Genomic DNA, 26,689 nt, shown 5'->3' on the forward strand with positions numbered 1-26,689 from the left:
GGCTGGTGGACCGAAGCCGGTCAACCGAATCAAAAGTGGGCATCACTGCACATCAAGTTCTAGTACTCTACCACCCAGCGGGCCCTGGTCCCGTATCCATGACGGCCTGCCCGGCCCCTAGCCCACCAGGCTGGGGGCTTGGAACAGCGGCATGTGGGACGGCTGGGTGGATGCATGGCCGGGCGCCAGTGACGGCGTTTTGGCCGTTCCCGGGCCGGCCGGCCGCAGGATCACGAGCGCCTCGGCGTCGATGAGGCGGCGGGTTCCCGTCCGGGCATCCAGGATCCAGAACAGGTCCACGCCGGTGACGGTCTGGGTCACCGGGCCCCGGTGGAAGAGCTTCCCGTTGTACCACGCCTCGATCTCGTCGCCCACGTTCAGCTCGGCCGAGCTGCGGATCTGCCGTGTTTCGTCAACGTCCATGGTCATTGCCCTTCCCCAGCGTTCAATGTCTTGTGCCCAGCATTCACGACACACGTTTCGGATTCGTTTCCGGAGCGTGATTTCCACGTGTCCGTCCGGCTGCGCGGCGTTTGAAGGGAAGCCCAGGCGGTGTATTGACCCTCGTTGCGTCCGGGAGGACCATGGTGGGCGGGAAGGGCCATACGACGGCGGGGCCATGAGGGGAGTCGGACGCAATGCCGGGAATAGTCTCCGCTGGCTTGTTTCGGGTCATCCAAGTGGCGTTGTTTCCCTTGAGCGCGGCCGGCTACATCACGTCCGTCCCCGGGATGCTCGCCTACAGCCGGCGCACCGGCACGTCGGCCACGCTGCTCGCATCCCTCTACACGCGCTGGATGCAGCACCGCCTGGGAACACGGCCGGACGTCCCCGCGGCCCGGCTCATGGCCGTTCTGCCGAACGTGTCCTCGACTGGCATCCAGATGGAGACCGCCCCCACGCTCGCTGCCCACCTGCTCACGGGGTACGTGCCCAGGGTCTACCGCTATCCATACCCGGGGCGGGCCCCGATGCGCCACCAGCCGACAGCACGGACCAGCCTCTATGACGCGGCCGTTCAACGGCATCACGGGGGCATCGACCAGCTCGTGATCCTCGGGGCGGGATTCGACACCCGGGCGTTCCGGCTTGTGCCCGAGGACCACGTGCGGTGCTTTGAACTCGACCTGCCCCGGACCCAGGCTTTCAAACTCGCGATGCTCGAGAAGGCGGGCCTCTCCACCCGCCTGGCCACGTACGTGCCCGCGGATTTCGAGACCGAGGACTGGATGGAGAAGCTGGTGGCGGCCGGTTTCGAACCGAGCCGGCCCGCACTGTTCCTCTGGGAAGCGGTGACCATGTACCTGGACCGCGCCGCGGTCGAGGCGACACTGCGCAGGATCGCCGGCACCGCCCCGGGCAGCATCGTGGCCTTTGACTACTTCTCCAGGGAAACTATCGCCTCGCGGTCGCCCTACATGCGATATGCCCGGGCTGCAGCGAGATTCGTCGGCGAGCCCCTGACCTTTGGCATCGACAACACTCCCCCGGCCAGGAAGAGCGCCGCGGCCTTTGTTGGATGCTTCGGACTGGCCCTTGAGGAGCACAGGAATTTCGGCAGGGAGACCCGACGGCGGTCGGCGCCGGGCGGTTTCGCCACCGCCGTCGTGCCTGAAAACGGACAGCGAAACCCGGCGAACCGCCGTGATGAGGGGAAACCATGACACAACGCAGCCACAGCCACGAGCATGACGCCGCCGAACATGCGGCCGTCGAGGAGGCGGCCGCCGAGGAGGCAGCGCCCGGTACCGCCGCCCGGATGTGGGATGAAAAGTACAGCAGCCGGTCCAGGATGTGGAGCGGGGAGCCGAATCCGCAACTCGTCGCCGAGGTGGCGGACCTTCCTGCCGGCGAGGCCCTGGACCTGGGGTGCGGCGAGGGCGCGGACGCGATTTGGCTCGCTGCCCGCGGTTGGAGCGTGACGGGCCTGGACGTTTCCGCCGTCGCCCTGGAGCGCGCGGCCGCCCACGCCCGGGAACGAGGCCACGACGCCACCATCGAGTGGGTGCAGCAGGATCTTGCCACCTGGGTCCCGGACCGGCTGTTCGACCTCGTCACGGCCCAGTTCCTGCATTCCACCCAGATGCCGTGGCAGCAGGCGTTGCAGCTCGCCGCGGCCGCGGTCCGGACCGGCGGGACACTGCTGATCGTCGGCCATCACCCCGACGGGCTGCCTCCGTGGGGCGCGCACCACACTCCGGAGAAGTTCTTCACGGCCGAGGACCTTGCCCGGGAACTCCGGATCGAGGAGCCGCTGTGGCGCGCCGAGGTCCTGGACAGCCGGCGTCGCAGCGCCGTCGGACCCGACGGCGCTGCGGTGTCCCTCAGGGATGCCGTGCTGCGGGCCACGCGCCTGGCCGCCCAGTAGGCGGCCCGGATTGGGCTCAACCTGAACGATTCGGGCGAGTGCGTCGCCCCCGCCGGGCAAAAATGTGACAAAAGACAGCGGACGACAACTGAGGCTAAGATGATCGACAGTTGTCGAACCTGCCCACGGGTGGGCGATCCGCGGAAAAGCCATCACGGCGGCCGCACCGGGCGGCCGTGCCGGCGTCGCGTTCTCCCCCGGAGCCCGCGAAGAATGCGGGTTCCGGGGCCGCTCCGGCACCGCGCGGAGGGCGCCGGTGCCGCCGGGGAACACGACACGTGACCGACCAGACGGTCCACACACGCGGACCGACGTGACAACAGGGGCCGCGAAATACCGGCCCTAATCTTGATCTACCCGCCAAAACTGTTACCTCCGTCACATCCTGACGGAACTGTGCGGCCCGCATCGCGGAACCCCCGCCCGTTGCGGCCGCCCGTGACAAGGAAGAAGCCTCATGTCTGAACGCACCATCACGGCCGCTCCGGCCACTGCAGAATCTGACATTGCCCAATCTGGAACCGCCGCCTCCGCCAACGGTGGATCCGGCGCCGGGAACCGCGAGCCGCACCTCGCCCGGGCCCTCGGAAACCGCCACATCCAGCTGCTCGCCATCGGCGGCGCCATTGGCACCGGCCTGTTCATGGGGTCCGGAAAGACCATCTCGCTCGCCGGCCCGTCCGTCATCTTCGTCTACATGATCATCGGCTTCATGCTGTTCTTCGTGATGCGTGCCATGGGCGAGATCCTGCTCTCGAACCTGAACTACAAATCCTTCAGCGACTTCGCCGGAGACCTCCTGGGCCCGTGGGCCAGCTTCTTCACCGGCTGGTCCTACTGGTTCTTCTGGGTGGTCACCGGGGTGGCGGACATCGTCGCCATTTCCGGTTACGTTGACAAGCTCGCTCCCGGCACGCCCCTGTGGATCCCGGCGCTGCTCACGCCGGTGGTCTTGATCCTCCTGAACCTGCCCACCGTGAAGGCGTTCGGTGAAGCGGAGTTCTGGTTTGCCATCATCAAGGTGGTCGCCATCGTGGCCCTGATCGTCACCGGCGCGGTCATGATCGCCACCCACTTCACGTCCCCGAACGGCGCTGAAGCCAACCTCGCCAACATGTGGAACGACGGCGGCATGTTCCCGCACGGCATGTTCGGCTTCGTCCTCGGCTTCCAGATCGCCATCTTCGCCTTCGCCGGGATCGAACTGGTAGGCACCGCCGCCGCCGAAACCAAGGACCCGGAGAAGAACCTGCCGCGCGCCATCAACTCCATCCCGGTCCGTGTCCTCCTCTTCTATGTGGGCGCCCTGGTGGTCATCATGGCCGTCAATCCTTGGCGGACCATCGACCCCGCCAGCAGCCCGTTCATCGGCATGTTCACCCTCGCCGGGCTGGGGATCGCCGCTGTGGTCATCAACCTTGTGGTCCTGACCTCCGCCGCCTCCAGCGCCAACTCCGGAATCTACTCAACCTCCCGGATGGTCTACGGCCTCGCCCAGGACGGGAACGCCCCCAAGGCGTTTGGAAAGCTCAGCATCCGCAAGGTACCGCAGAACGCGCTGCTGTTCTCCTGCATCTTCCTGCTGGCCGGTCTGGTCCTGCTCTATTCCGGCGACTCCGTGATCGGCGCGTTCACAGTGGTCACGTCCGTGGCGTCCGTGCTGACCATGTTTGTGTGGTCCATGATCCTGGTCAGCTACATCGTCTTCCGCCGCCGCCGGCCGGCCCTGCACGCGGCTTCGTCCTTCAAGATGCCCGGCTCCGCCTTCATGCCGTACGTGGTGCTCGCGTTCTTCGTATTCATGCTGGTGGCGCTGGGGCAGGCCGACGACACGCGCCTGGCACTCTTCGTGGCGCCCGTGTGGTTCCTGCTGCTCGGCGCGGCCTGGCACTTCAACCGCAAGTCCCCGCTGCAGCAGGCCCGGATTGTGGAATGGAAGGCCGTCCGCTCACAGGAGGAAGCCCGCGCGGCTGCCTGATCCGTGAATTGTGATGCACAGGAGTGGGGGGGGGGGGGGGGCCACGGCGGCGATCCCGATCACCGCCGTCAGCGCGAACACTCCCGCAAACGACGCCGACGGCGCCGCCGTCGCGAATGCGGCGAACACGATTCCGGTGCCGGCGAGAGCCAGGGCGCCGCCCAGGGAATCCGAAATGGACATCGCCGAACTGTTGAAGCCCTCGGTGTCCTTGGTGGAGAGGGCCAGGGTCATGACGCTCAGCCGCGGATACATCAGGCCCATGCCGCCCCCGGCGAAGATCCATCCCGCGATCGCGACGGCAGCCGGCCAGGCCAGCACCGTGGTCACGAGGGCCAGGAGGACTGCGCCAAGGACGAGGGCCGAGCCGATCCGCACGGCTTTCCGGTGCTCCAGCCGGGTCCCCAGCCGGCCCTGGATGGCCGACGCCGCCGCCCAGGCGATGGCGCCGCCGGTGAGCGTGAGGCCCGCAAACGTCGGGGCGAAGGCGTAGCGTTCCACGAGCAGGTACGGCAGGTAGACCTCGGCGCCGAAGAATGCCGCGGACGCGAGCCCGCGGGTGAGGATCACGCTCGGCAGGCCGCGCCGGGCGGTCAGCGTTCCGCGCGGCATGAGGGGACGGACGGCCAGGAGTGCGACGGCGACGGCGGCCGCCGCCAGCACCCCGCCGGCGACCGGTACCGCGGCGGACAGGTTCAGGCCCAGCACGGCGAGCGCCGCCAGCGCCGCCAGCGCCAACTTGGCAAGGCCGCCCGGCGGACGGCCGCCGGGCGCAGGCTCCGCGGCCGGGGAATCTCCGGCGACGCCCGGGCTGCCGTTCAGACCGCGCAGGGCCGGGGCCGTCAGGAGCAGGGCCGGGACCACGAGTCCGACCACGCCGAGAAAGACCCACTGCCAGCCGGCCAGTTGGGCCACGGCGCCGGCCGCGAACGGCCCCACGAGGGACGGGATGACCCAGGCCGCGGAGAAGGCGGCGAAGATTTTCGGATGCAGGACTGGCGGGTAGACCCGGGCAATGACCACATACAGGGCCACGGTAAGCCCGCCCCCGCCGAGTCCCTGCACCAGCCGGCCGGAGACGAGGACCGGCATGGTTCCGGCAGTACCGGCGATGAGCAGGCCGAGCACGAACATGCCCACCGCGGCCAGGAGCGGCGCCACCGGCCCCTTGCGGTCCGACCAGCTGCCCGCGGCCACCATGCCGATCACCCCGGTGGCGAGCGGCCCGGCGAAGGCCAAGGCGTAGAGTCCCGCACCGTCCAGTTCCCGGCTGACGAGCGGCATGATGGTGGTCACCGCGAGGGACTCGAAGGCCGCCAGGAACACCAGCGCGCAGGCGCCGAGTGTCACCAGCAGGTAGCTGCGGTGGAAGATGCCGGCCGATTCCGGGACGGACTTCGGACGGGATTCCTGATGAGGAGGCGGGTCGGTCTGTGGCACGTGCCACAGCTTACAACCGGGCGCGCCGCGCCCCGCCTGCCGGTTGGCTTGTCAGCTGCCGGTCGGCCGCAGTCAGTCCGCCTCGTCGAACCCCTGGGCAGGAACCACGACGGCGCCACTGGCCCTGGAGTCCGGGTTCAGCAGCCAGCCCACACGCTTGACCGTGCTCAGCATGACGACGCTTTCCACGAGCTCGATCCCGGGCACCTTTTGCTGCAGCGCCACCTCGATGTTCATGACGTCCGCCAGGGACTGCAGCCACATGATGATCACGAAATTCGTGGGCCCCGTGGTGGAGGCGCTGAGCCGGACGTTCCGCATGGTCCTCAGCTCGGCGGCGGCCGCCTCGTGCCGCCCGGCGGGGACGTTGACGAACCATTGGCAGGTCACGGGGAAAGCGGAGAGCTTCTGGGCCACCTCGCACCGGAATGACAGGATGCCGCTGGCGAGCACACGGTTGAGTTGGCGCTGGACGGTGGCAGGGTGCCTGCCCAGGCCGCGGGCAATGTCCGCCGCCGTGGCCCGCCCGTCCCTGGCCAGGAACGGCAGGAGCGCCAGATGACTCTCCGGCAACGCCTCACGGGCGGCGGCCTGGGCAACCCCGGTGGCCTCGGGGCCGGCCAGCGCCCGCACGGCGGCCTGCTGCGCGCGGCTCAACACGTTCAGCCGCCAGGAGCCGCCGCTCGCGTGCAGCCTGGTGCAGAGGGCGGTCTGATATTTGAGGAGGCCGTCAATCTCCTTCAGCCGCGAGATGACTTTCAGGCTGAAATCGTCCAGGGAGGGCGTAATGACGGTCAGCATGAGGTCCCGGTGGCTGGCCGCCTCCTCCACCGTGACGATTTCCGGCATCTCGGCGAGCCTGGCGGTGACTTCCTCGCGCCGGTGCATTTCACAATCCACGGCGACGAACGCCAGGCACATCTGCTGGGGGTCGCCGATCAGGTGCGCGGTGATCCAGGACACCCCAGAGTCCAGCAGCCGCTGCCACCGGGCGGCGAGAGTGGTGGCGTGCACGCCCAGCACCTGGGCCGCATCCGCCCAGCTCAGGCGCGGGGCAATCTGCAGGACGTTGATCAGGGCAAGATCGTCCTCGCTGAGTTCCACCATTTTTCCCTTCATTAATGCACGAAACCTGCGTCAACAGTCTATTCCTGCATTTTTTCTGGCGTTTGCATGGGTGTGAACCATGTCACTTGAGAATAGACGCAGGACGTCCTCGCCGGACGCGAAGCAAGCCAATTGGCCAACCAAGCCGCTCGCCAACCAGGCGATTTCGACAAACAAGGAGAACACGTGCCGATCACCGCAGACGCCCGGGAAATGCAGACGGACCTTGCCCGGCTCCGCCATGAACTGCACCGGGAACCCGAGATCGGCCTTGCGCTGCCCCGCACCCAGGAGAAGGTGCTCAGGGCCCTGGACGGGCTTCCCTACGAGATCACCCTGGGCCAGGACACGACGTCGGTCACCGCGGTACTGCGGGGCCAGGGGTCCGGGACCGAAGCGGGCTCCCGCCCGGCGGTGCTGCTGCGCGCGGACATGGACGGCCTGCCGGTGCAGGAGAAGACGGGCGTGGACTACACGTCCCGGACCGACGGCGCCATGCACGCCTGCGGTCACGACCTGCACACTGCCATGCTGGCCGGAGCCGCCACGCTCCTGGCCGAACGCCGGCACCAGCTGGCCGGCGACGTCGTCCTGATGTTCCAGCCGGGCGAGGAAGGCTTCGACGGCGCCAGCCACATGATCCGCGAAGGCGTGCTGGATGCCGCCGGCCGGCGTGTGGACGCCGCCTATGGCATGCACGTGTTTTCCGCCCTGGAACCGCACGGCACGTTCTGCACCAAGCCCGGCGTCATGCTCAGCTCCTCCGACGGCCTGGTGGTCACCGTGCTCGGCGCCGGCGGCCACGGGTCGGCCCCGCATTCCGCCAAGGACCCCGTGACGGCGGCCGCCGAGATGGTCACCGCCCTCCAGGTCATGATCACGCGCCAGTTCAACATGTTCGACCCCGTAGTCCTCTCCGTGGGGGTCCTCCAGGCCGGCACCAAGCGCAACATCATCCCGGAAACCGCACGCATCGAGGCCACCATCAGGACCTTCTCCGAGGAAGCCCGGCAGAAAATGATGGACGCCGTGCCGCGCCTGCTGAAGGGAATCGCGGCGGCGCACGGCCTGGACGTCGACGTCGACTACCAGCAGGAGTATCCGCTGACCATCACGGACGAGGACGAAACGCACACCGCGGAGAATGTCATTGCGGGCCTGTTCGGTGATTCCCGGCTCTCCCGCTGGGCCACCCCGCTGAGCGGCTCCGAAGACTTCTCGAGGGTTCTGGCCGAGGTCCCCGGCACGTTCATCGGGCTGAGCGCCGTCCCCCGGGGCGCCGACCACGCCACTTCGGCGTTCAACCACTCCCCGTACGCCACGTTCGACGACGGCGTGCTGGCTGACGGCGCCGCACTCTACGCCGAGCTCGCCATCTCAAGGCTGGCCGCACTCGCGGCCGCCGACGCTCCCGCCGCGGCCAACACTGTTGCCGCCGCCTCCGCCCTTTCCTAGCCGCACCCCCGAGGGAGAAGACCATGACTGCAGCCACGATCACGCCGGCGGCAACCCGAACATCCACCCGCAAGACGCTCGTCGGCACCGGCATCGGCAATGCCGTCGAATGGTACGACTGGGCCATCTACGCCACGTTCACGCCGTTCATCGCCAGCCAGCTCTTCAGCAAGTCGGATCCTGCGTCCGCGGTGCTGTCCACGCTGGCGATTTTCGCCGTCGGCTTCGTCGCCCGGCCTTTCGGCGGCTTCCTCTTCGGTTGGATCGGTGACCGGATCGGCCGGAAGGCTTCGATGACCCTGGCCGTGGGGCTGGCGTCGGTGGGCAGCCTGATGATCGGCATCGCACCTACGTTCGCGGCCGTCGGCGTCTGGGCATCGCTCACGCTCCTGGTGGCGCGCCTGATCCAGGGCCTGGCCCACGGCGGCGAGCTGCCGTCGTCGCAGACGTACCTGTCCGAAATGGCGCCGAAGGAACACCGCGGCTTCTGGGCCACCCTGATCTACACCTCCGGCACCGTGGGCATCCTGTTCGGAACCCTGCTCGGTGCCGTGCTGAACATGAGCCTGAGCACCGAAGTCATGAACGCGTGGGGCTGGCGCATCCCGTTCCTGATCGGCGCGGCCATGGGTCTCTACGCGCTGATCATGCGGTCCCGGCTGCACGAAACGGACGTCTTCGAGGGCGAAGCCTCAGCGGAGAAGCGCGCACCGATCTGGCCGCAGATCGTCCGCCACCGCAAGCAGGCCCTCCAGGTGATCGGCCTGACGGTCGGCCTGACCGTCATCTACTACATCTGGGGTGTCGTCGCTCCCAGCTACGCCACCACCGCCCTGAAGATCGACCGGGGCGAGGCCCTGTGGGCCGGCGTGATCGGCAACATCGTCTTCATCGCGGCGCTGCCCTTCTGGGGCAAGCTGGCGGACCGGATTGGACGCAAGAAAGTGCTGTGGGCCGGTGCGATCGGCGCAGGCATCATGCACTTCCCGATGACCGCCCTGCTCAAGGATTCCGCCTGGCAGCTGGCCGTCAGCATGTCCGTCATGCTGATCTTCATCGCTGCCAGCGCTGCGATCGTCCCGGCCGTCTACGCCGAGCTGTTCCCCACGAGCATCCGCACCGTGGGCGTCGGAGTGCCCTACTCGATCTGTGTGGCCGTGTTCGGCGGAACCGCGCCCTATCTGCAGCAGTGGCTCGGCACCACCGTGCAGATGCCGCAGCTGTTCAATGTGTACGCCGTGCTTCTGCTCGCCATCTCCGCGGCCTTCGTCTTCACCATCCCGGAAACGAAAGGCAAGGACCTCACCCTCTGATCCGGTCCGGCCCGGTTGAGCTATCAGTTGTGGCTGTCCTGGAGGGTTCAGGACGAACAGCACACCCGCCGCGGCAAAGGACCCGGTGGACTGGTGCAGCTGGCCGACCAGGAGCGTGCCGCTGGAGCCAACCCCGTAGCCCACGCCCTGCATCATCCCGGAAAGGTGGGCCGCGGTGTGCCCGTCCCGGGTGCGGACCATGATCAGCGTCAGCGCGGCGGCGGTCAGGCTCCCCTGCCCCAGGCCGAGCAGCCCGGTCCACAGCCAAAGGAATTCCACAGGCCCGAAGATGCTCAGCGCGAAGCCTCCGCCGGTCATGAGCGCCACCGCCGTGTTGAGGGCGCGCTGGTCCCGGAACCGGGTGGCCAGCGCCGGCGCGAACAGCGAGCCGAGCATCTGCAGCGCAATCGAGGCCGAGACGACCAGGCCGGCCGCGCCGCCGTCCACGCCGCGTTCGCGCAGGATCGGTGCGAGCCAGGCGAAGACGCTGAAGGACATCATGGCCTGCAGGACCATGAACCCGGTCACCTGCCAGGCCACGGCGGAACGCCAGACGTTGATGCCGCCGGCCGGCCGCGCCGCCCCGCCGGGACGGGCCCGGAGCGCCGGCGGCAGGAACAGCAGAAGGACGACGCCGGCCGGCAGCGCCCAGAACCAGAGCGCCGCCGTCCACTCCCCGCTCGCGCGGAAGACCGGGAACGTGAAGCCGGCACCGAGCGCGGCCGAGGCACAGATCGCCGTGGTGTAGAGGCCGCCCATGAGGCCCAGGCGATGTGGGAAGTCACGCTTGACCACGCCCGGCAGCAGCACGTTGCAAAGTGAAATTGCGGCGCCGCACGCGGCGGTTCCGGCGAGCAGAGCCGGAAGGTGGCCGGCCGCCGGCAGCTCCACGGGCCGCAGCAGCAGCCCGGCAGTGAGCACCGCCATGGCACCGAGCAGCACCCGTTCGGCCCCGAACCGGCGTGCCAGCCCAGGGGCTAGCGGGGCGAACACCCCGAGCAGGGTCACCGGGACCGTGGTGAGCACCATGACCGCCCAGGCCGGCAGCCCGGCGTCGGCCGTCACCTCCGGCAGTACCGCAGCGAAGCTCGAAAAGACTGTGCGCAGGTTCAGCCCGATCAGTACCAGGCAGATCCCCAGATACGCGAGCTGCCGGCGGCCGGCGGCACGCGGCGACCCGGCGGGGCCGTCCCGGAGGACGGCACCGGCCGAATGGTCCAACTCGTCAGTTTTCCCAGCTGAGGTCACCCGCCCCATTCTTGCAGCCCCGCTTCTCTACCCCTATCCCGTCAACCCCCTCCTTCGCGGCCGGCCCGCGGGGAGCCTACGGGATCCCCCGGGCGGCCCTGCCCGGCGAACTCAACTATTCTGGAAGGAATGAGCGAATCCCCAGAATCCCCCGGCATGCCGGCAAACCCGGAGTCCGGCGCCCCGGACGAGACCCAGTTGCCGCGCCCCGTGACCCCCGGCAGCCAAGCCTCGTTCGGCACGTACGGAGGCCGTCCGGTGAGCTTCGTGCGCCGCGGCACGCGCCTGCAGGGCCGCCGCCAGGCGGCCTGGGAGGAACACGCGGACCGTTGGGCGGTTGAGGTCCCCCGCCACGTCGCCAACACCTCCGTCCACCCGGACTATGTGTTCGACGCGGAGGCCGAATTCGGCCGCACGGCTCCGCTGGTGGTCGAGATCGGCTCCGGACTGGGCGATGCCGTTTGCCACGCCGCGGAGCAGAACCCGGACACGGACTTCCTGGCCGTGGAGGTGTACACCCCCGGCCTGGCCAACACTTTGATCAAAATCAACAGCCGCGGGCTGAGCAACGTGCGGGTGGTCGAGGCGAACGCGCCCGAGGTGCTGGCAACCATGCTCCCGGCCGGCTCCGTCACGGAACTCTGGGTGTTCTTCCCGGATCCGTGGCACAAATCCCGGCACCACAAGCGCCGCCTCATTCAACCGGCCTTCGCTGATCTCGCCGCCCGGGCCATCAAACCCGGCGGCACCTTCCGGATCGCGACCGACTGGTCCAACTACGCCGTTCACGTCCGCGAGGTCATGGCGGGCTCGGCAGAGTTCGAGAACCTGCACGAGGGCGAGCGCGCCGGCGCGGACAGCCCCCTGACCCAGGTGTGGGAATCCGGCGTCGAGTCCCGCGTGGGCGGAGCGCCCGTCAAGGAAGGCCGGGCGCCCGTCAGCACCGAGCACACCGGACCCAACGAGGGCGTCGACGGGACCGGCGGGTGGGCGCCGCGGTTTGAGGGCCGCATTCTGACCAGTTTCGAAAACAAGGCGCACGAAGCCGGCCGCCTGATCTTCGACCTCAGCTACCGCCGGATTTAGGCACGCCCGGTTCACGGGTATCTGTCGCTGAGCGGCTTCGCGTGGCACGATTACGGAACGAATCACGCTAGGTAGTACTAAGGAAACGATCATCAAACGAGAAATGAAGGACGCTGCTGACGTCGCCGAGGACGTCACCAATTCGAAGCCCCTCGAAATCGCAGCGCGGGCCGGGTTCGCCGTGTCGGGGTTGCTGCACTTCCTCATCGGGCTGGTCGCGATCCGGCTCGCCATGGGCGGCCAGGGCCAGGCCGATGTCAGCGGCGCGGTGGAGGAGCTCGCCGGGCAGCCGGCGGGGCCGTTGCTGCTCTGGACTTCTTTTGCCGCCTGCGTAGCGCTGGCCATCTGGCAGACATCCGACGCCATTTTCGATTTCGGGCACCTGCCGACGAAGAAGAAGGTCGGCAAGAAACTCAAAGCAGCCCTGCAGGCCGTGGTGTACGCCGCGTTTGCCCTGACGCTCGCGTCGGTCGCCACCGGGGCCGGCTCCGACAACCGCGAGTCGACTTCCGATATGACCGTAAACCTCATGAAGGCGCCGGGCGGCGTTGCGCTCCTGGTAGTCATCGGCGCCGCGGTAGCCGTCACCGGGATCGTCTACGCGATCCGCGGCTTCAAGAAGTCCTTCGTCAAGTACCTGCGCATGCCGTCCCAGCCGCAGGCCCGCACCGCGGTGACGGTGATCGGCATGGTGGGCTACGTTGCCAAGGGCTTTGCGCTGCTGCTGGTGGGCCTGCTCATCATCATCGCCACGGTGAAGGCACACCCCGAAGAGTCAACCGGGCTCGACGGCAGCCTGAAGGCCCTGCGGGAGCAGCCGTTCGGCGTGTACTTGCTGGCCGCAGTGGGTGTGGGACTGATCTGCTACGGCATCTACATGGCGGTGCGGGCCAAGCTCGCGAAGATGTAGGCTGGCGCCGATTTTCCGGATCCCGGGCCGATCTTCCGGATTCCGGATCCCGGACCGGACGGGCCGACGGGCCGCCAGGGGAGGGCTACCCCTGGGGCACGGCGATGACAGCCACGGTCTGCTGCTGCTCGTCGCGCATCTCCACACTGGCGATTTTGGCCAGCTGCACCGGCGTCGCCCCGGTGATCCGGACCCTGCCGGTGGGCGTGGCCGTCCACGCGCAGGCACGGTCCACGCCGCCGTCACGGTCCTTCACCCAGAGCGAGAGTGTCCCGGCGACGGGCAGGCTGCGGCCGTCCACCGCCAGTTCGGTGCCCCAGGTTTTCTTGACGAGCCCCACCGTGACCTCCAACCCGCTGCTGGCCGCAACGGAATAGCTCGCGTCCGGTTTGGCGGGTTGGTTCAGCAGCGGACCGGCCAAGATCCCCAGCCCCAGGCAGGCGGCGGCCGCCGCGGCCACCGCCGACGTCCACCGGCGCCGCACCTTCCGGCGTCGGGCGGCGAGCTCGTCCAGGAGCCGGCGCGGGACAGGTTCGGGTTCCGGCGGGACCAGCGCGCGTTCCCGGGCGGCCGCCGCCGCGGCGGTGAGCGCGACGGCGTCGGACACCGGGATCGCGTCCAGCAGCGCGGGGAGGCTGGCAAGGTCGTCCAACTCCTGGCGGCAGTCCCCACACACGGCAAGATGCTGTTCGAAGGCCGCGGCTTCGGCCGGTTCCAGCCCGCCGAGCAGGTACGCGCCGAGGAGGTGATGCAGCTCGGTCCCGTTCACTGCTGCACCCCCATTTCGTCGAGGATCGTCCGCAGGGCCCGGACGGCGTAGAACGCCCGAGACTTCACCGTGCCGTTGGGGATCTTCAATTGGGCCGATGCCTCCTGGACTGTGTAGCGGCGATAGTGGAGCGCAACAAGGACCTCGCGGTGTTCCGCGCTGAGCCGCAGCAACGCCTCTTCCATCAGCACCTTGTTGAGCAGCTCATCGATGCGCCCGGCGCCGACGCCGCCTTCCGGGAGGGCCTGGACATCGCGGTCGCCGGCTTCCTGCGGCCGCCGCTGGGCCTTGCGGTAGTTGTCGATCATGATGTTGCGGGCCGTCCGGAACAGGTAACTGCGCAGGCTGCCGGTGATCTGCGGCGCCTGCTGCCAGACCCGCAGCACCGTCTCCTGGACGACGTCGTCGGCGAGCTGAGGATCCCGGGAGACGCTGAGGACAAAGCGCTTCAGGGCCGTTCCGTGGTCGCGGTAGATCGCAGCCACCACGTCTTCGTCCAGCGGCATTGCCCACCTCCCGGGAACCTTGTTCTGCCCCTGTATGACGTACGGGCAGGCCCAATAGTTCAGTGTGCCCCAGGACGGCCCGACACGAACATGTCGGTTCCGCCATGAACCATTCCGAGCTCCATGGCGTCGTATCCGGTAGCGCCGGCCTCCGAGTTGGGCTGGCTCGAGTCTAGGAGCAGCAAATGAAGAAGCACCTCAGCATTGGCTTGTCCGCGTTCGCTCTGGCCGTCCTCCTGTCCGGCTGCGGCGGCGGAACGACCACGACGCCGACGTCGGCGGCACCGGCCACGTCCGCTCCCGCAGAGACCGCCACCAGCGCGCCGGCCAGTTCCGCGCCGGCGTCCACATCTGCCGCGGAGCTCTCGGTGGCCGAGTCCAAGGCGGGCCAGATCGTGGTGGGCGCCCAGGGACTGAGCGTCTATTACTTCACCAAGAACACGAAGGATTCCGGAAACAGCGTCTGCACCGGCGCGTGCCTGACGTCGTGGCCCCCTGTCACGTCGACGACAGCCACTCCCACAGTTAATGGCGTCACCGGCAAGGTCGGAACCATCCCAACGGCTGACGGAAAGATGCAGGTGACCATCAACGGGATGCCGATCTACTACTACTCCAAAGACCAGACCGCGGGCGACATCACCGGCCAGGGCGTCGGCGGGGTCTGGTACCTCGTGGCACCCTCCGGGGAAATGATCACGGCACCGCCGGCCGGGTAGGCTCGCCGGCCGCGGATCCGCCCGATCCGGTTCGCCGGGCAGGACAACTAAGCGCGGCATGGCCGGGCCATGGACACTACCGTCACTAAGCACGGTACGGCCGGCGCCTGCATTTGGGGGGCAGACGCCGGCCGTACCGAGAAACTGTCGGGTAAGGCCGCCTACGCGCGGGCCTTTTCGAACTCGGCTGACCCTTCGAATTCCTGAGTCTCGAATTCCTCGGCTTCCTCGAACTCCACAGCCGCGAGGATTTCCTGGGTCCGCGGATTGAGCATGAAGGCCTCGTCGTCGTCCTCCAGCATGAGGAATTCGCCCTGTTCCGTGGTGAAGTGCCAGGCCAGGGTGGTCTCCCCGTTGTGCTCGTAATTGGGATCGCCCATGGTGATCCGCTCCAGGCTGTGGCCGGCAATCTCACAAAGCTCCCGGATGATCTGTTCGAACTCCGGCGCGTCACGGAGCGCTTCCTCGGCGGCTGCCGCCTGGCGCTCGGCGAGGTCGGAAAGCCGGGCCACCCGCCCGGCAATGTGGGCGTCGAGGTCGTCGTCGGAAAGGACCAGCAAGTCCTCCTGGCCGCGCAGCCACGTGGCATTCAGTGCAGCGATGTCCTCCGTTGCGAGGATCGACTCGAATTCCCCGTCCAGTTCTTCAATGCGCCGAACGGCGTCGGAGACTCCGTCCCCGGGTTCGCCTTCCTCTGTGCCGCCTCCGGCGGCCCAGCCGCTGCCGCCGTCGAGGTAGCTGTCGACGTCGCTGTCGGTCAGGGCGCCGAAGGCGGCCACCGTGCGGTTGAAGAGGTCCAGGTGCGCGCCGGCACCCATGGCCGCCAGGCCTTCCCGGACATAGGGGTCGACTTCCTCGCGTTCGGGCGCGGTGAACACGTACTGCGCGAAGCCGCCGGCCAGCGCCTGCGTCAGGTAGAAGTCCACGTAGTAACTGCGCAGCGCGGCCGGGGAGATCTCTTCCGTGTCCAGCAACTCCTCGAACATGGCGTTGACCACGTTGACGTTCGCGTCGACGACGTCGTCGTTTCCGCCCTTGAGGCTTTCCGTGGTCAGTACGGTGGGGTAGCTGTGGGCGGACTGGATGGTGGGCTCGCCGTTGGTCATGCGGGATCCTTACTGCTGGCACTGCTGGTTCTCCGGACCTCTCCACGGTAGGTCCGTCTTCACGGCGGGCGGCCAAGCCCCAGTTGAACGTCAGGCGAAGTTTGAGTGGCGGTTGCGCGGGCGGCGGCGAAGTTCCTGGGGCCCGGCAGGCTCGGTAAGATGGATCAGATGACCACCTGCCGAAAGTAGCGCGCACATGCCATCCCATCCGGACGAGAGTGCGGCACTGGCAATACAGACTCCCGCGATCAACGACCGCTCCCTCGCGGCCGGGCTCGCTTACGCCATGGGGAGCCGCGTTTCCGGGATCTCCTTCGACGCGGCCACAGGCCTGCTGCTGGGCAAGGTGCGGGGCGGTTCCGACGTGCCGTATTCCACGACGGCGAAGCTGGTCCGGAAGGCGGGCGGCTGGAGCTGCACGGTGGGCGTCTGCAGCTGCCCGGTCCGCAAGGACTGCAAGCACGTGGCGGCCCTGCTCTTCGCGGCCGAGGACAACCCGGCCACCCGGATGCAGCTGCTGGCCCCCGCCGAGGGCACCCGGCTCTCCCGCCAGAGCGCGCCGCCGGAAATGGCCGACTGGGAGCAGGCCCTCAGCCCCCTGATCGCCCATCCGGGAATCACGCCGTCCGCCAACGGCACCCCGCTGGCGCTCCAGTTCGACGTCGAGGAACCCGCCCCGCACTTTTCCTACACGGGCCGCCGCGATCCGCTCCGCAGCGTCCGCCAGCTCAAGGCACGCCCCGTCATCATGGGGGCCAAGGGCAAGTGGATCCGCGGCGACGTCTCCTGGAGCACGCTGAGCTACCTGAACTACCGGCGCGAATGCAACGAGGCGCACGTCGAGTGGATGCAGGAATTCCTCGCCTCGCACACCGCCGTGGCGAACCGCCAGCACTCCGGCACCGGGCTGTGGCTGGGACTGAACACCTACGCCGGAAAGAACCTGTGGAGCCTGCTGTCCCAGGCCCAGAAAATCGGTGTCGCCCTGGTGCACAGCCGCGGCACGGAGCCGGTGCGGCTGGTCGAGCAGCCTGCCGCCGTCGGGCTGAACCTGGCGCGGTTCGGCACCGGCGGGGACGACGGCGGCCTCGAGCTCGCGCCGACCATCACGGTCGAAGGCGAGGTGGTGGATCCGGCGTCGGTCGGGACCATCGGCCGCCCGGCGCACGGAATCTTCCTGGCTTCCGACGGCGACGCCCTGCCCGGTATCGCCCCCACCGACCCCGTCATCACCCTTGCCCCGCTGGAGAGCGGTCTCAGCGAGGAACTGCTGACCTTCGTCACGGGCGGGACCACCCTGCACATCCCCGCCCGGGACGAAAGCCGCTTCCTGACCGGCTTTTACCCGAAGCTCAAGCAAACCGCCCGGGTTACCGCCTCCGACGAATCGGTGGAACTGCCCACGCTGGCCGTCCCCACCCTGTCCCTGCTGGCCAACTACGGGGCGGACCACCGGGTCCGGCTGCATTGGGAATGGCACTACACCTCCGGAAACCTCGTCACGGCGCAGCCGCTGTGGCGGCACCCGGGCGATCACGGCTATCGGGACGACCCGGCCGAGGCCCGCATCCTTGAGGCGGTCGGGCAGCCCTGGGACGTCGTGCCGGCCCTGGGCGAGTCTGCGACCGGCGGCTGGGGAACGCCGCGCCTGGCAGCCACGGCAGAACTGTCCGGGCTGGACACCCTCGCCTTCACCGAGGACGTGCTCCCCCGGCTCCGCGATCTCCCCGACGTCTCCGTGGATACCTCCGGCGAAATTGCGGACTACCGCGAGGCCGAAGAAGCCCCGGTGGTGGCGATCTCCACCAAGGCGACGGACAGCCGCGACTGGTTCGATCTGGGCATCGTCATCACCCTGGAGGGCCAGCCGGTTTCCTTCGCGGCACTGTTTTCCGCCCTCGCCGCCGGCCAGACCCGCATGCTGCTCCCCAGCGGGGCGTACTTCGCGCTGGACCTGCCGGAGCTGCACCAGCTGCGGGCGCTGATCGACGAGGCCCGCTCCCTGCAGGACAACCCCGGTGACAAAGATGCCCCGCTGCAGATCAGCCGCTTCCAGGCCGGGCTGTGGGACGAGCTCGCGCACCTGGGCATCGTGGATGAACAGGCCGCGGCGTGGCGCGAGTCCGTTGGCGGCCTGCTCGAAGGCGGCATCAAGGGCCTGCCCCTGCCCGGGTCGCTGAACGCCGAGCTGCGCCCGTACCAGCTGGAGGGCTTCAACTGGCTGAGCTTCCTGTACCGCCACGGCCTCGGCGGTGTGCTGGCCGACGACATGGGCCTGGGCAAGACCGTGCAGGCCCTCGCGCTGATCTGTGCCGCGAAGGACGCCGCCGCAGGCGATGAAGCCGGGACCGTGTCCGGGACCGCCCCGTTCCTCGTCGTCGCCCCCACTTCAGTGGTGGGCAACTGGGAGGCGGAGACGGCACGGTTCGCGCCAGGGCTCAGCGTGCGTGCCATCGGTGAGACCTTCGCCAAGAGCGGCTCGCATCCGGCCGAGGCGATGGCCGGCGCGGACATCATCATCACCTCCTACGCCCTGTTCCGGATCGACTACGAGGCCTACGCCTCCCAGACCTGGGCCGGGCTGGTCCTGGACGAGGCGCAGTTCGTCAAGAACCACCAGTCCAAGGCCTACCAGTGCGCCCGCAAACTGCCCGCCGCCTTCAAGCTCGCCATCACCGGCACGCCGCTGGAGAATAACCTGATGGAATTCTGGGCACTGACCTCGATCGTGGCTCCCGGGCTCTTTTCCAGCCCTAAACGGTTTGCCGAGTATTACCAGAAACCGGTGGAGAAGAACGGCGACAAGGGGCAGCTGGACAAGCTCCGGCGGCGCGTCCGGCCGCTCATGATGCGGCGCACCAAGGAACAGGTCATCAGTGACCTGCCGCCCAAGCAGGAGCAGATCCTGGAAGTCGTGCTGAACCCGCGGCACCAGAAGGTCTACCAGACCCACCTGCAGCGGGAGCGCCAGAAGATTCTGGGCCTGATCGAGGACGTCAACAAGAACCGGTTCACCATCTTCCAGTCGCTGACCCTGCTCCGGCAGCTGAGCCTGGATCCCTCGCTGATCGATCCCTCCCTGTCCGGGGTGCGTTCCAGCAAGCTCGATGTCCTGTTCGAGCAGCTCGCGGACCTGGTGGCCGAAGGGCACCGGGCCCTGATCTTCAGCCAGTTCACCGGTTTCCTGGGCAAGGTCCGGGAGCGGCTGGTCGAGGAGAACATCGAGTTCTGCTACCTCGACGGCGGCACACGCAACCGCACCGACGTCGTGAATGAGTTCAAAAACGGCGCCGCGCCGGTGTTCCTCATCAGCCTCAAGGCCGGCGGCTTCGGCCTGAACCTGACCGAGGCCGACTACGTGTTCCTGCTGGATCCGTGGTGGAACCCGGCGTCTGAGGCCCAGGCCGTGGACCGGACCCACCGGATCGGCCAGGCCCGGAACGTGATGGTCTACCGGCTCGTCGCCAAGGACACGATCGAGGAAAAGGTCATGGCGCTCAAGGCGAAGAAGTCCCAGCTCTTCGCCGACGTCATGGAAGGCGACGCGCTCACCGGCGGCGCCCTGACGGCGGAGGACCTGGCGGGGCTGTTCAACGACTGACGCTGTCCCGGCCGGACTGATGCGTCAGCCGTGGGGCTGCGCCCGGAGCCGGGCCAGGAGCGTCGCGGCGAGCAGCGCCGTCGTCATTTCCAGCGCCATGACCGCCAGCAGCGCCCCGGAGCCCGACGGCGCCGCGCCGGCCGAAGCGGCGGCGGCGGTTCCATGGTGGCTGTGGCCCGCGCCGCCGGCCCCGGCGCCGAGAAGCAGGACCGCGTGCACGCCGGTCATCGCCAGTGCCGCGGCCATCACCTGGCGAAGGGCGCTGATGCGGCCGTGGCGCAGGATGTGCACGGCGCACGGCAGGCATACCGCCACCATGGCGAGCATGAGCAGGTTCAGCCACGTCCCGTGCTGGTTCCCGGCGACCAGCCACAGATGCGCGAGACACGACGCCGCCGTCACGGCGGCGCAGATCCGGGAATGGAAGACGATGCCGGTGATGCCGGCCCGGCGGCCCAAACTGGCGGCGACACTCACGGCGTCGGCCTAGCTGTGGCAGTGTGCGCCGGGGTCGCCATCGCCATGGCAACCAGAGGACTGTTGAGCGTTGGCCGGCACATCCAGGACTGGGCTGCGGTCGAAGAAGCCCTCCGGACGGAGCTTGAAGCCGACCGTGTCCACCGGCATGATGGGCCAGTCCTCGATCCGGGGGAAGTGCGTCAGCCCGAAGGTGTGCCACACCACGATGTCCTGGCCGTCGATGTCGCGGTCCTGGGCAATGTAGGCCGGCAGGCCTGCTCCCCCGGCGTGCTGGTTGACGAAGTCCCCTGTGGGGTACCGCTCCTCCTCCGCGAACCGGGTGACCCACAGGTCCTTCGTGGCAAAGGCCGCACGCCGGGCGATGGAGGACTCCGGGTCTGCCAACAGAGTGGGCTGGCCCTGGGCATGCAGCTTGTAGCCCACGGGTTCGCCCAAGCGGTTGCGTGATTCCGGATTGGAAATGATCCAGGTCCGGCCGCTGCGCGCGTCGGCTTCCCGGACGGCTTCCGACTCGCGCGCCAGGACAGTCCGCTTCCGGGAGAAGGCGTTGCCGCGTTCGTTGCCCTCGCCCATTCCCTGGCGGACCACGTCCTCCTCCTCCACCCGGTTGGTGAGGCCGTCGATCGCCATGTCGAGGCGGGCACTGAACAGGTGCTGATGGAACGGAGCGCCCAGGCCCGGGGCGAGCTGGGAGATGTTGGCCGAGCCGCCCTCCGGGTAGGCGGAGGTGAAAACGACGCCGGTGGCCTTGGCCTCGAACTCGATGGTGCCGTCGAGGTAGAGGTACCAGTAGAAGCCGTAGTCGTAGTTGCCGATGGTGGTGAAGAAGGAAATCACCAGGCGGCGGTTGCGGCGGGTGTAGTTGATGCCCGTCCAGAGGTCGCTGTGCTTGGCCAGGATGCCCCAGTCTTCCTCGTGCATGCAGATGCCGTTGCGGATCTCCCGGGGGTTGCCGAAGGCATCGCTGATGACGGGGCTGAGGTAGGTGATCTCGCCGAGGCAGTCGCAGCCCAGTTCCAGGGAGTTGGCGTACTGGCCCACGAGGTATTCGCCGGTGTCGAAGTAGTTCTGCCACGACCGGATCGGCGACGGGTCCCCGTACGGGACCACCATTTCGGCGATGGATGCCCGGTTGATGATGGGCCGTTTGCGGTCGCCGTCCTGGAAGGCAAGGTTGTGCAGCACCACCCCCTCGCGGACGTCGAAGCCGACGTCGACGCTCCACTTTTCCCATTCGACGTGGTTGCCGCCGGTGACCGTGAAGCTGGGTCCCTCGGGCTGGGTGATGTTGATGGGCTTCTGCGTGGTGCGCAGCGGGCCGGTGAGCTCCGGGTCGGTGTAATTGCCGTGCTCCGCGGGAATCGGGACGACGCCGGTGTCCAGCACCTGCGTGACTTCCTTGCTGACGACGTCGACGTACGCCACGAGGCCGTCCACGGGGTGCGCCCAGGCGCTGTCCTCGGGGAAATTCTGCACGAAGGCCAGGCCGCGGAGGATCCGGCGGCCCTTTTCCTCCGGATACTCGAACACCCCGGCAGACAGCGGGGCAACGCGGACCTTGCTCACGTCCAGGTCACGGTTGGCCAGCGCCTTAAGCCACCGCTCGTCCGTGGCCAGGAGCTCCTCGACGACCTCGAACTCCTCTTCCAGGACAGGAAGCTCGCCGGTCACCCCCGTGTCCAGTTCGACGACGGAAATCACCGTGCCGCTGGACACGGAGACGGTCACGTCGGCCGGTTTCCCCCCGGAGACGTCGTGCACGAAGACCCGGAACCGGCGGTCCTCGATTCCCGCCGGCGCGTTCCTGGCAGGGTCCACCAGGCCCAGGTACGCGATGCGCCTGGTCTCGCCCAGCAGGCCGGCCGCGAGCAGGATGCCTTGGACTGCGGTGATCTCGGCGTCCGCGGCCAGACTGTACGGACTGTATGGACTAAACGAGGTGCGGGTCTCAGTGTGTGCGGTCATCATGACGGCCTTCGTTCGGGGACCCTGGCGGGTCAGAACTTTATTTTCTATAGTTGTAGAGAATACGGAAATGTAAGCTGTGCCACAAGAGTCCGACGCAAAATATTTGGGGAGCTGCCCGGTGCCAAAGATTGTCGACCACGACCAGCGGCGGCTTGAACTCGTCGACGCCACGTGGCGGATCATCGCCCGGCTCGGGATTGAAAGTGCCACCATGCGGGAAATCGCCCTCGAGGCAGGCTTTGCGAACGGCGCCCTCAAGCCCTACTTCCCCACCAAGGATGACCTGCTGACGTTCGCGTTCGGGCACGTCTTCAACCGCACCAACGAGCGCATCGCGGAAGTCACCGCCGGGCAGTCCGGCCTCGCGGCCCTGCGGTCATTTTGCGTCGAGGTGCTGCCGCTTGATGAAGAGCGGATCAACGAGGCCCGGATTGTGATCCCGTTCTGGCAGAAGGCCATCAACGACCCCGGCAAGGCCCGGATCCACCGGGATTCGATGGAGCAGTGGCTCGCGGCCATGCGGCAGTACCTTGCCGAGGCGCGGCGGGCCGGCGCCGTCACCACCGCCGTCGACGACGCCGCCCTGGCCGGGCAACTGCTCAATCTCCTCCTCGGCGCGCAGATCGCGGCGGCACTCGCCCCGGAAGGCCAGGTGGAACTCGGGCTGAACGAGCAACTGGAGGGGTTCCTGACCCTGCTGGCCTGCTAGGCCCGCCAGGCTTCAGGCGATCTTTATTCGCCGAGTGTCGAAAAAAGATGACATCGGCGGGCTGCGGCGCTACCCTGAGAGGACTGTGTCCCATGACACATTCCCAGAAGTACGACGGCGTCAGGATCTTCTATGACCGCAGTTGCAGCCCGCCCATCACCCAGTCCCGCCGGACAGGATGTCCTCACCAGCACGGCAGAATCCTTCGACCACTGGCGGCACCTCGTCGCGGAGTCCTTCGTTCCCCTGGCCGCCTCGAGCGCCGATGCGGACAACTTCCGCGGCCGCATGCGGGCCCGGAGGCTGGACCGCGTGGCACTCGTCGAGGTCTCCTCAACGAGCCATGAGGTCCACCGCACGCCGGCGCTGATTGCGCAGTCCAACCAGCGTTATTTCAAGCTCAATCTCCAGCTTCAGGGCACCGGGCTCCTCATCCAGGACAACCGCGAGGCAGTCCTGCATCCGGGCGATCTCTCCATCTATGACACTAGCCGCCCCTACACGCTTGCCTTCGAGGGCGACGCCCGGCTCATGGTGATGATGTTTCCATGGGACGCGCTGTCCCTGCCGCCGGACTGCATCGCGCAGCTTTCGGCCGTGCGGATGGCCTCCGACGGCGGCCTCGCCGCGATTGTCGGGCCGTTCATCGCCCACCTCGCGGAGAACCTGGATGCGCTGAGCGGCCCCAGCGGGTCCCGCCTCGCCACAAATGCCCTCGATCTCGTCTCCACGATGCTGCATTCGGAACTGGACATGTCCCCCGACCGTATGAGGCCGCAGGCCCTGCTGGCGGCCTCCGTCCGCGAGTATATCGACGCCCATCTGGCCGATCCGCTGCTCTCGCCGGCGTCCATCGCGGCGGCCCATTTCATTTCCACACGGCACCTGCACAACGTCTTCCATGAATCCGGAACCACCGTGGCGAGCTGGATCCGGACCCAGCGGCTGGAGGGGGCGCGCCGCGAACTGCGGGATCCGCTCCTGGCCGGAATGCCGGTAGGAACCGTTGCCGCGCGATGGGGCTTCCTGGATGCGGCCCATTTCAGCCGTACCTTCCGTGATGCCTTCGGCGAATCCCCCAGCGACTGGCGGCGCGGCGCCTGAAGATGACTTTGATCCGCGGCTGAAAGGCCCTGCTGTTGCCAGCACCTTCGATGGTTCCTCGCTGCAGCCCGCCCGGTTGGCGGGCTGCCGCGCGGGGGACGTCAGTTCGTGATGAGATCCGCGTGGTGGGCTGCGGCGACGTTCGGGTGGGCCCGGAGCCGGTAGCGAAGGGCGTTGTCCCCGTAGGTCTCCAGGATCGGGCTGTTGGTCGGGTCAACCGACAGACCGCGGGCCTTGGACTGAAACTCCTGGCTCACCGCGAGCTGGGGCATCGTCGCGTCCAGCGCCGGGTTGTAGAAGAAGGGAAGCGAGATCCTGTCAGTGCCGCGAAGGGGCGAGATCACCCGGTGCAGAGTCGCCTTGAGGTAGCCGTTGGTGGCCAGCTCGAGCATCTCGCCGATGTTGACCACGAATGTTCCGGGCACCTGGGGTGCGTCGACCCACCTCCCCTGGTACTCGACCTGGAGTCCGCCCTTTCCGGGTTCGACCAGGAGGAGCGTCAGGACGCCGCCGTCGCGGTGGGACCCGACACCCTGCTTCGGCTCCGGATTGGACTCCCCTGGATAACGCACAATCTTGAGCAGTGGGAAAGCCCGTGCGGCAAACGCAGCGTCGAAGGTGTCCTCTGGCGCTCCGAGGGACACGGCAAGCGCCCGCAGGAGAGCGAGGGAAATGGCGCTCAGCCGCTCGGTCCACTCAGAGACAATCGCCCGCATTTCGGGCAGTGCATCCGGCCACAGATTGGCCCCCTCCAGGCGCCAGTAGTCAGCCACGCCGGCACCCGGCTCCACAGCGTCACGCTCGACGCCAATGTCGATCTGCTCGCGCCAGTCGACCGCGCCGTCCGTGAGTTCGCCGCCGACGCGGGTGTAGCCGCGGAACTGCGGGCTGTGAACGTTCTCGACGGCGAGTTTCTGCTCGTCGGGCAATTCGAAGAAGCGGCGTGAGACGTCGAGCATGGCGTCTATGAGCTCCTGCGGGATGCCATGGCCCGCCAGATAAAGGAACCCGACTTCATGCATGGCGTTACGCAGTTCGTCCCGAAACTGGGAGGCCTCCTCCGGCCCTGCAGTCAATCGAGAGAAGTCCAGGACGGGCAATGATTCGAGTGACAATGCGTCTAGTCCTTTACAGCGAATTTGGCAAGCCGAAGCCTCTATTGGCTCCAATGTTACGGACGAAGCTGCCGCGATGAAGATAAACGTGTCGAAATAAGACATCCGGAGCAAGGCAGCGCCCTCAGGCAGGCGCCCATCGCCGACCGTCAGGCCGTGACCCCTGCGCGCGTGGCCCTGCGCTCCACGGCAATTTCCACCAGCACACCGGCGGCAAACACAATGGGTACGGTCAGCAGCAGGCCCACGGCCGTTTCGGCACTGCCGCCGATCAGTGCGGTGAAGTTGCTGATGACGAGGGACAGGACCCAGCCGAGCAGCAGGGTGGCGAGCACCGGTGCCACCACGGTCTGCCAGAGCCGGCCGGGCACCTTTTCCCGCCGGAAGTACGCGACGACGGCCAGCGAGCAGAGCATGTACAGCACCAGGAGCGCCGCCACGGCCAGCCCGCTGAACCAGGAAAAGAGGGTCAGGACAGGATCCAGGGACAGCACCGCGAACGGCGCCACGAGCAGGAAGGCGACCACGGTCTGGATCCGCGCAGCGACGGCGGGCGCCTTGTGCCGGTTGGTCCGGGCCACTATGCGGGGCATCGACCCGCGCAGGGCCAGCGAATGGAGGTAGCGGTTGATGCCGTTGTGGAAGGCGATGATGCCGGCCAGCAGGGAGGTCACGAGCAGCATGCCGGTGACTGTTCCGGCCCACGGCCCGAACAGTTCCACCATCGGGGTCAGCACGAAGGAGGTGGAATCGCCCGATTCGAGGGCCGCGCCCGCGGCGTCGATGACGTGCGAGGGTCCGTAGTAGCTGACCAGCATCCAAGATATGAAGGAGAAGAAGACCGCGATGACGCCTACCGAAAGGTACGTGGCCCGGGCGACCGTGCGGTGGGCGTCCTTGGCCTCGGCCGAGTAGATGGCCGTTGATTCGAAGCCGAACATGGAGGCGACGGCGAACATGATGGCAACGCCCGGGGCGCCCGCGCCGATCGCCGCGGGAGAGAAGGACGCCGCCAGGCTGATCCCCTCCGGTCCGCCGCCCCGCAACAGCACGGCGAACCCGAACATGAGCAGGATGGCGACCTCAAGGCCCACGAGCACCGCCAGGACCCGGGCCCCGAGTTCGATGTTGAGGGAGCCCAGCACCTGCACGCCCGCCATGGTGATGACGGCCAGAAGCCACCAGGGGACCACGATCCCGGCGGATCCGAGGACGCCCGAGAACGCCGCACCGTACAGCCCGTACATCGCGGCCTGGACCGTGCTGTACGCGAGGAGCGCGAGCCACGCCGCTCCCGCGCCGACCTTCCGCCCGAAGGCGGCGGTGACATAGGCGTAGAAGGCGCCGTTGGCCTGGATCTTGCGGCTCATCGCGACGAACCCGACGGCAAAGATCACGATCACGATGCCCACCACCAGATACGCGCCGGGCGCCCCGGGACCATTGCCGAGGGCCGCCGCCAGCGGTGATGCCCCGACGATTCCAGTCAACGGCGCTTGGGCTGACAAAACAAAGAAGAGAATGCCCATGACGCCGACGCTGCCGGCACGCAGCGCGGTGGAGTGCTCCGTGCGGGGGCTGGATTCTGCGGTCCGGGAATCGGAATTTGAAATACTCATCGGATCCTTCTTAACGGTCATGAGTCTGGGAAATGGGGGTGCGTTGCACCGTGAAATCCAGCATGGCAGGTGGCGCTCGTCACGCTTT

General features: G+C 67.8%; 21 protein-coding genes and 1 pseudogene. 11 read left to right on the forward strand and 11 right to left on the reverse strand.

The window, feature by feature from the left end; genetic code table 11:
- Positions 1 to 117: 117 nt before the first annotated feature.
- The gene (locus tag AC1DXI_RS11590; RefSeq protein WP_476938744.1) at positions 118 to 423 is read right to left on the reverse strand and encodes a hypothetical protein; all 306 of its coding nucleotides are present in this window, start codon (positions 421 to 423) and stop codon (positions 118 to 120) included.
- 257 nt (positions 424 to 680) lie between these two features.
- Between AC1DXI_RS11590 and AC1DXI_RS11595 the strand changes: the two genes are divergently transcribed.
- The 3 genes from AC1DXI_RS11595 (at position 681) to AC1DXI_RS11605 (ending at position 4,346) form a co-directional block, all read left to right on the forward strand.
- Positions 681 to 1,664 (forward strand): class I SAM-dependent methyltransferase, encoded by a 984-nt coding sequence (locus tag AC1DXI_RS11595; protein WP_476938745.1) that lies wholly within the window; start codon positions 681 to 683, stop codon positions 1,662 to 1,664.
- Positions 1,661 to 2,368 carry an SAM-dependent methyltransferase gene (locus tag AC1DXI_RS11600; protein WP_476938746.1) on the forward strand — a complete coding sequence of 236 codons (708 nt, stop codon included), beginning with the start codon at positions 1,661 to 1,663 and terminating at the stop codon, positions 2,366 to 2,368. Before AC1DXI_RS11595 ends, AC1DXI_RS11600 begins: the two co-directional genes overlap by 4 nt.
- Positions 2,369 to 2,825: 457 nt before the next feature.
- Positions 2,826 to 4,346, forward strand: coding sequence for an amino acid permease (locus AC1DXI_RS11605; RefSeq protein WP_476938747.1), 1,521 nt, complete (start codon positions 2,826 to 2,828; stop codon positions 4,344 to 4,346).
- Here the strand turns inward: AC1DXI_RS11605 and AC1DXI_RS11610 are convergent.
- Complete coding sequence (locus AC1DXI_RS11610) at positions 4,317 to 5,786, reverse strand: MFS transporter (RefSeq protein WP_476938748.1); 1,470 nt, start codon at positions 5,784 to 5,786, stop codon at positions 4,317 to 4,319. The two genes, AC1DXI_RS11605 and AC1DXI_RS11610, sit on opposite strands and share 30 nt — an antisense overlap.
- 72 nt (positions 5,787 to 5,858) lie before the next feature.
- The gene (locus AC1DXI_RS11615; protein ID WP_231386305.1) at positions 5,859 to 6,893 is read right to left on the reverse strand and encodes an Lrp/AsnC family transcriptional regulator; all 1,035 of its coding nucleotides are present in this window, start codon (positions 6,891 to 6,893) and stop codon (positions 5,859 to 5,861) included.
- Between the two features lie 186 nt (positions 6,894 to 7,079).
- Between AC1DXI_RS11615 and AC1DXI_RS11620 the strand changes: the two genes are divergently transcribed.
- Positions 7,080 to 8,348: a M20 metallopeptidase family protein gene (locus tag AC1DXI_RS11620; RefSeq protein ID WP_476938749.1), complete on the forward strand. Its 1,269-nt coding sequence runs from the start codon at positions 7,080 to 7,082 to the stop codon at positions 8,346 to 8,348.
- A 23-nt stretch (positions 8,349 to 8,371) separates the two neighbouring features.
- Positions 8,372 to 9,661, forward strand: a complete 1,290-nt coding sequence (locus tag AC1DXI_RS11625; protein WP_476938750.1) for an MFS transporter — start codon at positions 8,372 to 8,374, stop codon at positions 9,659 to 9,661.
- 48 nt (positions 9,662 to 9,709) lie between these two features.
- Here AC1DXI_RS11625 and AC1DXI_RS11630 read toward each other — a convergent pair.
- A pseudogene (locus tag AC1DXI_RS11630) lies at positions 9,710 to 10,882 on the reverse strand (MFS transporter); the annotation flags it as partial.
- A gap of 156 nt (positions 10,883 to 11,038) precedes the next feature.
- On the opposite strand from AC1DXI_RS11630, the gene trmB reads away from it, so the two are divergent.
- Together trmB and AC1DXI_RS11640 are read left to right on the forward strand one after the other, a co-directional pair.
- Positions 11,039 to 11,995: a tRNA (guanosine(46)-N7)-methyltransferase TrmB gene (gene trmB / locus AC1DXI_RS11635; RefSeq protein WP_018774105.1), complete on the forward strand. Its 957-nt coding sequence runs from the start codon at positions 11,039 to 11,041 to the stop codon at positions 11,993 to 11,995.
- A 103-nt stretch (positions 11,996 to 12,098) separates the two neighbouring features.
- Positions 12,099 to 12,905, forward strand: a complete 807-nt coding sequence (locus tag AC1DXI_RS11640; protein ID WP_476938751.1) for a DUF1206 domain-containing protein — start codon at positions 12,099 to 12,101, stop codon at positions 12,903 to 12,905.
- Positions 12,906 to 12,990: 85 nt separating this feature from the next.
- Here AC1DXI_RS11640 and AC1DXI_RS11645 read toward each other — a convergent pair whose 3' ends face one another.
- Both AC1DXI_RS11645 and AC1DXI_RS11650 read right to left on the reverse strand, forming a co-directional pair.
- Complete coding sequence (locus tag AC1DXI_RS11645; RefSeq protein WP_476938752.1) at positions 12,991 to 13,674, reverse strand: anti-sigma factor family protein; 684 nt, start codon at positions 13,672 to 13,674, stop codon at positions 12,991 to 12,993.
- Entirely contained in the window at positions 13,671 to 14,180 is a 510-nt protein-coding gene (locus AC1DXI_RS11650) for a sigma-70 family RNA polymerase sigma factor (protein ID WP_476938753.1), read from the reverse strand. Before AC1DXI_RS11650 ends, AC1DXI_RS11645 begins: the two co-directional genes overlap by 4 nt.
- Positions 14,181 to 14,365: 185 nt before the next feature.
- Here AC1DXI_RS11650 and AC1DXI_RS11655 point away from each other — a divergent pair, with 185 nt between their 5' ends.
- A complete protein-coding gene (locus AC1DXI_RS11655) occupies positions 14,366 to 14,899 on the forward strand; it encodes a COG4315 family predicted lipoprotein (RefSeq protein WP_476938754.1) in 534 nt (177 codons plus the stop codon).
- Positions 14,900 to 15,060: 161 nt separating this feature from the next.
- On the opposite strand, the gene AC1DXI_RS11660 is transcribed toward AC1DXI_RS11655, so the two are convergent.
- Positions 15,061 to 16,005, reverse strand: a complete 945-nt coding sequence (locus tag AC1DXI_RS11660; protein WP_476938755.1) for a DMP19 family protein — start codon at positions 16,003 to 16,005, stop codon at positions 15,061 to 15,063.
- A 196-nt stretch (positions 16,006 to 16,201) separates the two neighbouring features.
- On the opposite strand from AC1DXI_RS11660, the gene AC1DXI_RS11665 reads away from it, so the two are divergent.
- Positions 16,202 to 19,606 (forward strand): DEAD/DEAH box helicase, encoded by a 3,405-nt coding sequence (locus tag AC1DXI_RS11665; protein ID WP_476938756.1) that lies wholly within the window; start codon positions 16,202 to 16,204, stop codon positions 19,604 to 19,606.
- A 24-nt stretch (positions 19,607 to 19,630) separates the two neighbouring features.
- On the opposite strand, the gene AC1DXI_RS11670 is transcribed toward AC1DXI_RS11665, so the two are convergent.
- Entirely contained in the window at positions 19,631 to 20,083 is a 453-nt protein-coding gene (locus tag AC1DXI_RS11670) for a hypothetical protein (RefSeq protein ID WP_476938757.1), read from the reverse strand.
- 9 nt (positions 20,084 to 20,092) lie between these two features.
- Complete coding sequence (locus tag AC1DXI_RS11675) at positions 20,093 to 22,054, reverse strand: primary-amine oxidase (RefSeq protein ID WP_476938758.1); 1,962 nt, start codon at positions 22,052 to 22,054, stop codon at positions 20,093 to 20,095.
- A 118-nt stretch (positions 22,055 to 22,172) separates the two neighbouring features.
- Between AC1DXI_RS11675 and AC1DXI_RS11680 the strand changes: the two genes are divergently transcribed.
- Positions 22,173 to 22,763: a TetR/AcrR family transcriptional regulator gene (locus AC1DXI_RS11680; protein ID WP_370124764.1), complete on the forward strand. Its 591-nt coding sequence runs from the start codon at positions 22,173 to 22,175 to the stop codon at positions 22,761 to 22,763.
- Positions 22,764 to 22,895: 132 nt separating this feature from the next.
- A complete protein-coding gene (locus AC1DXI_RS11685; RefSeq protein ID WP_018774095.1) occupies positions 22,896 to 23,867 on the forward strand; it encodes an AraC-like ligand-binding domain-containing protein in 972 nt (323 codons plus the stop codon).
- 101 nt (positions 23,868 to 23,968) lie between these two features.
- Here the strand turns inward: AC1DXI_RS11685 and AC1DXI_RS11690 are convergent, their stop codons facing one another.
- Both AC1DXI_RS11690 and AC1DXI_RS11695 read right to left on the reverse strand, forming a co-directional pair.
- A complete protein-coding gene (locus AC1DXI_RS11690; RefSeq protein ID WP_476938759.1) occupies positions 23,969 to 24,982 on the reverse strand; it encodes an isopenicillin N synthase family dioxygenase in 1,014 nt (337 codons plus the stop codon).
- 149 nt (positions 24,983 to 25,131) lie between these two features.
- The gene (locus AC1DXI_RS11695) at positions 25,132 to 26,601 is read right to left on the reverse strand and encodes an APC family permease (protein ID WP_476938760.1); all 1,470 of its coding nucleotides are present in this window, start codon (positions 26,599 to 26,601) and stop codon (positions 25,132 to 25,134) included.
- Positions 26,602 to 26,689: the final 88 nt, after the last annotated feature.

This window comes from Arthrobacter sp. P1_H7 (assembly GCF_056405215.1).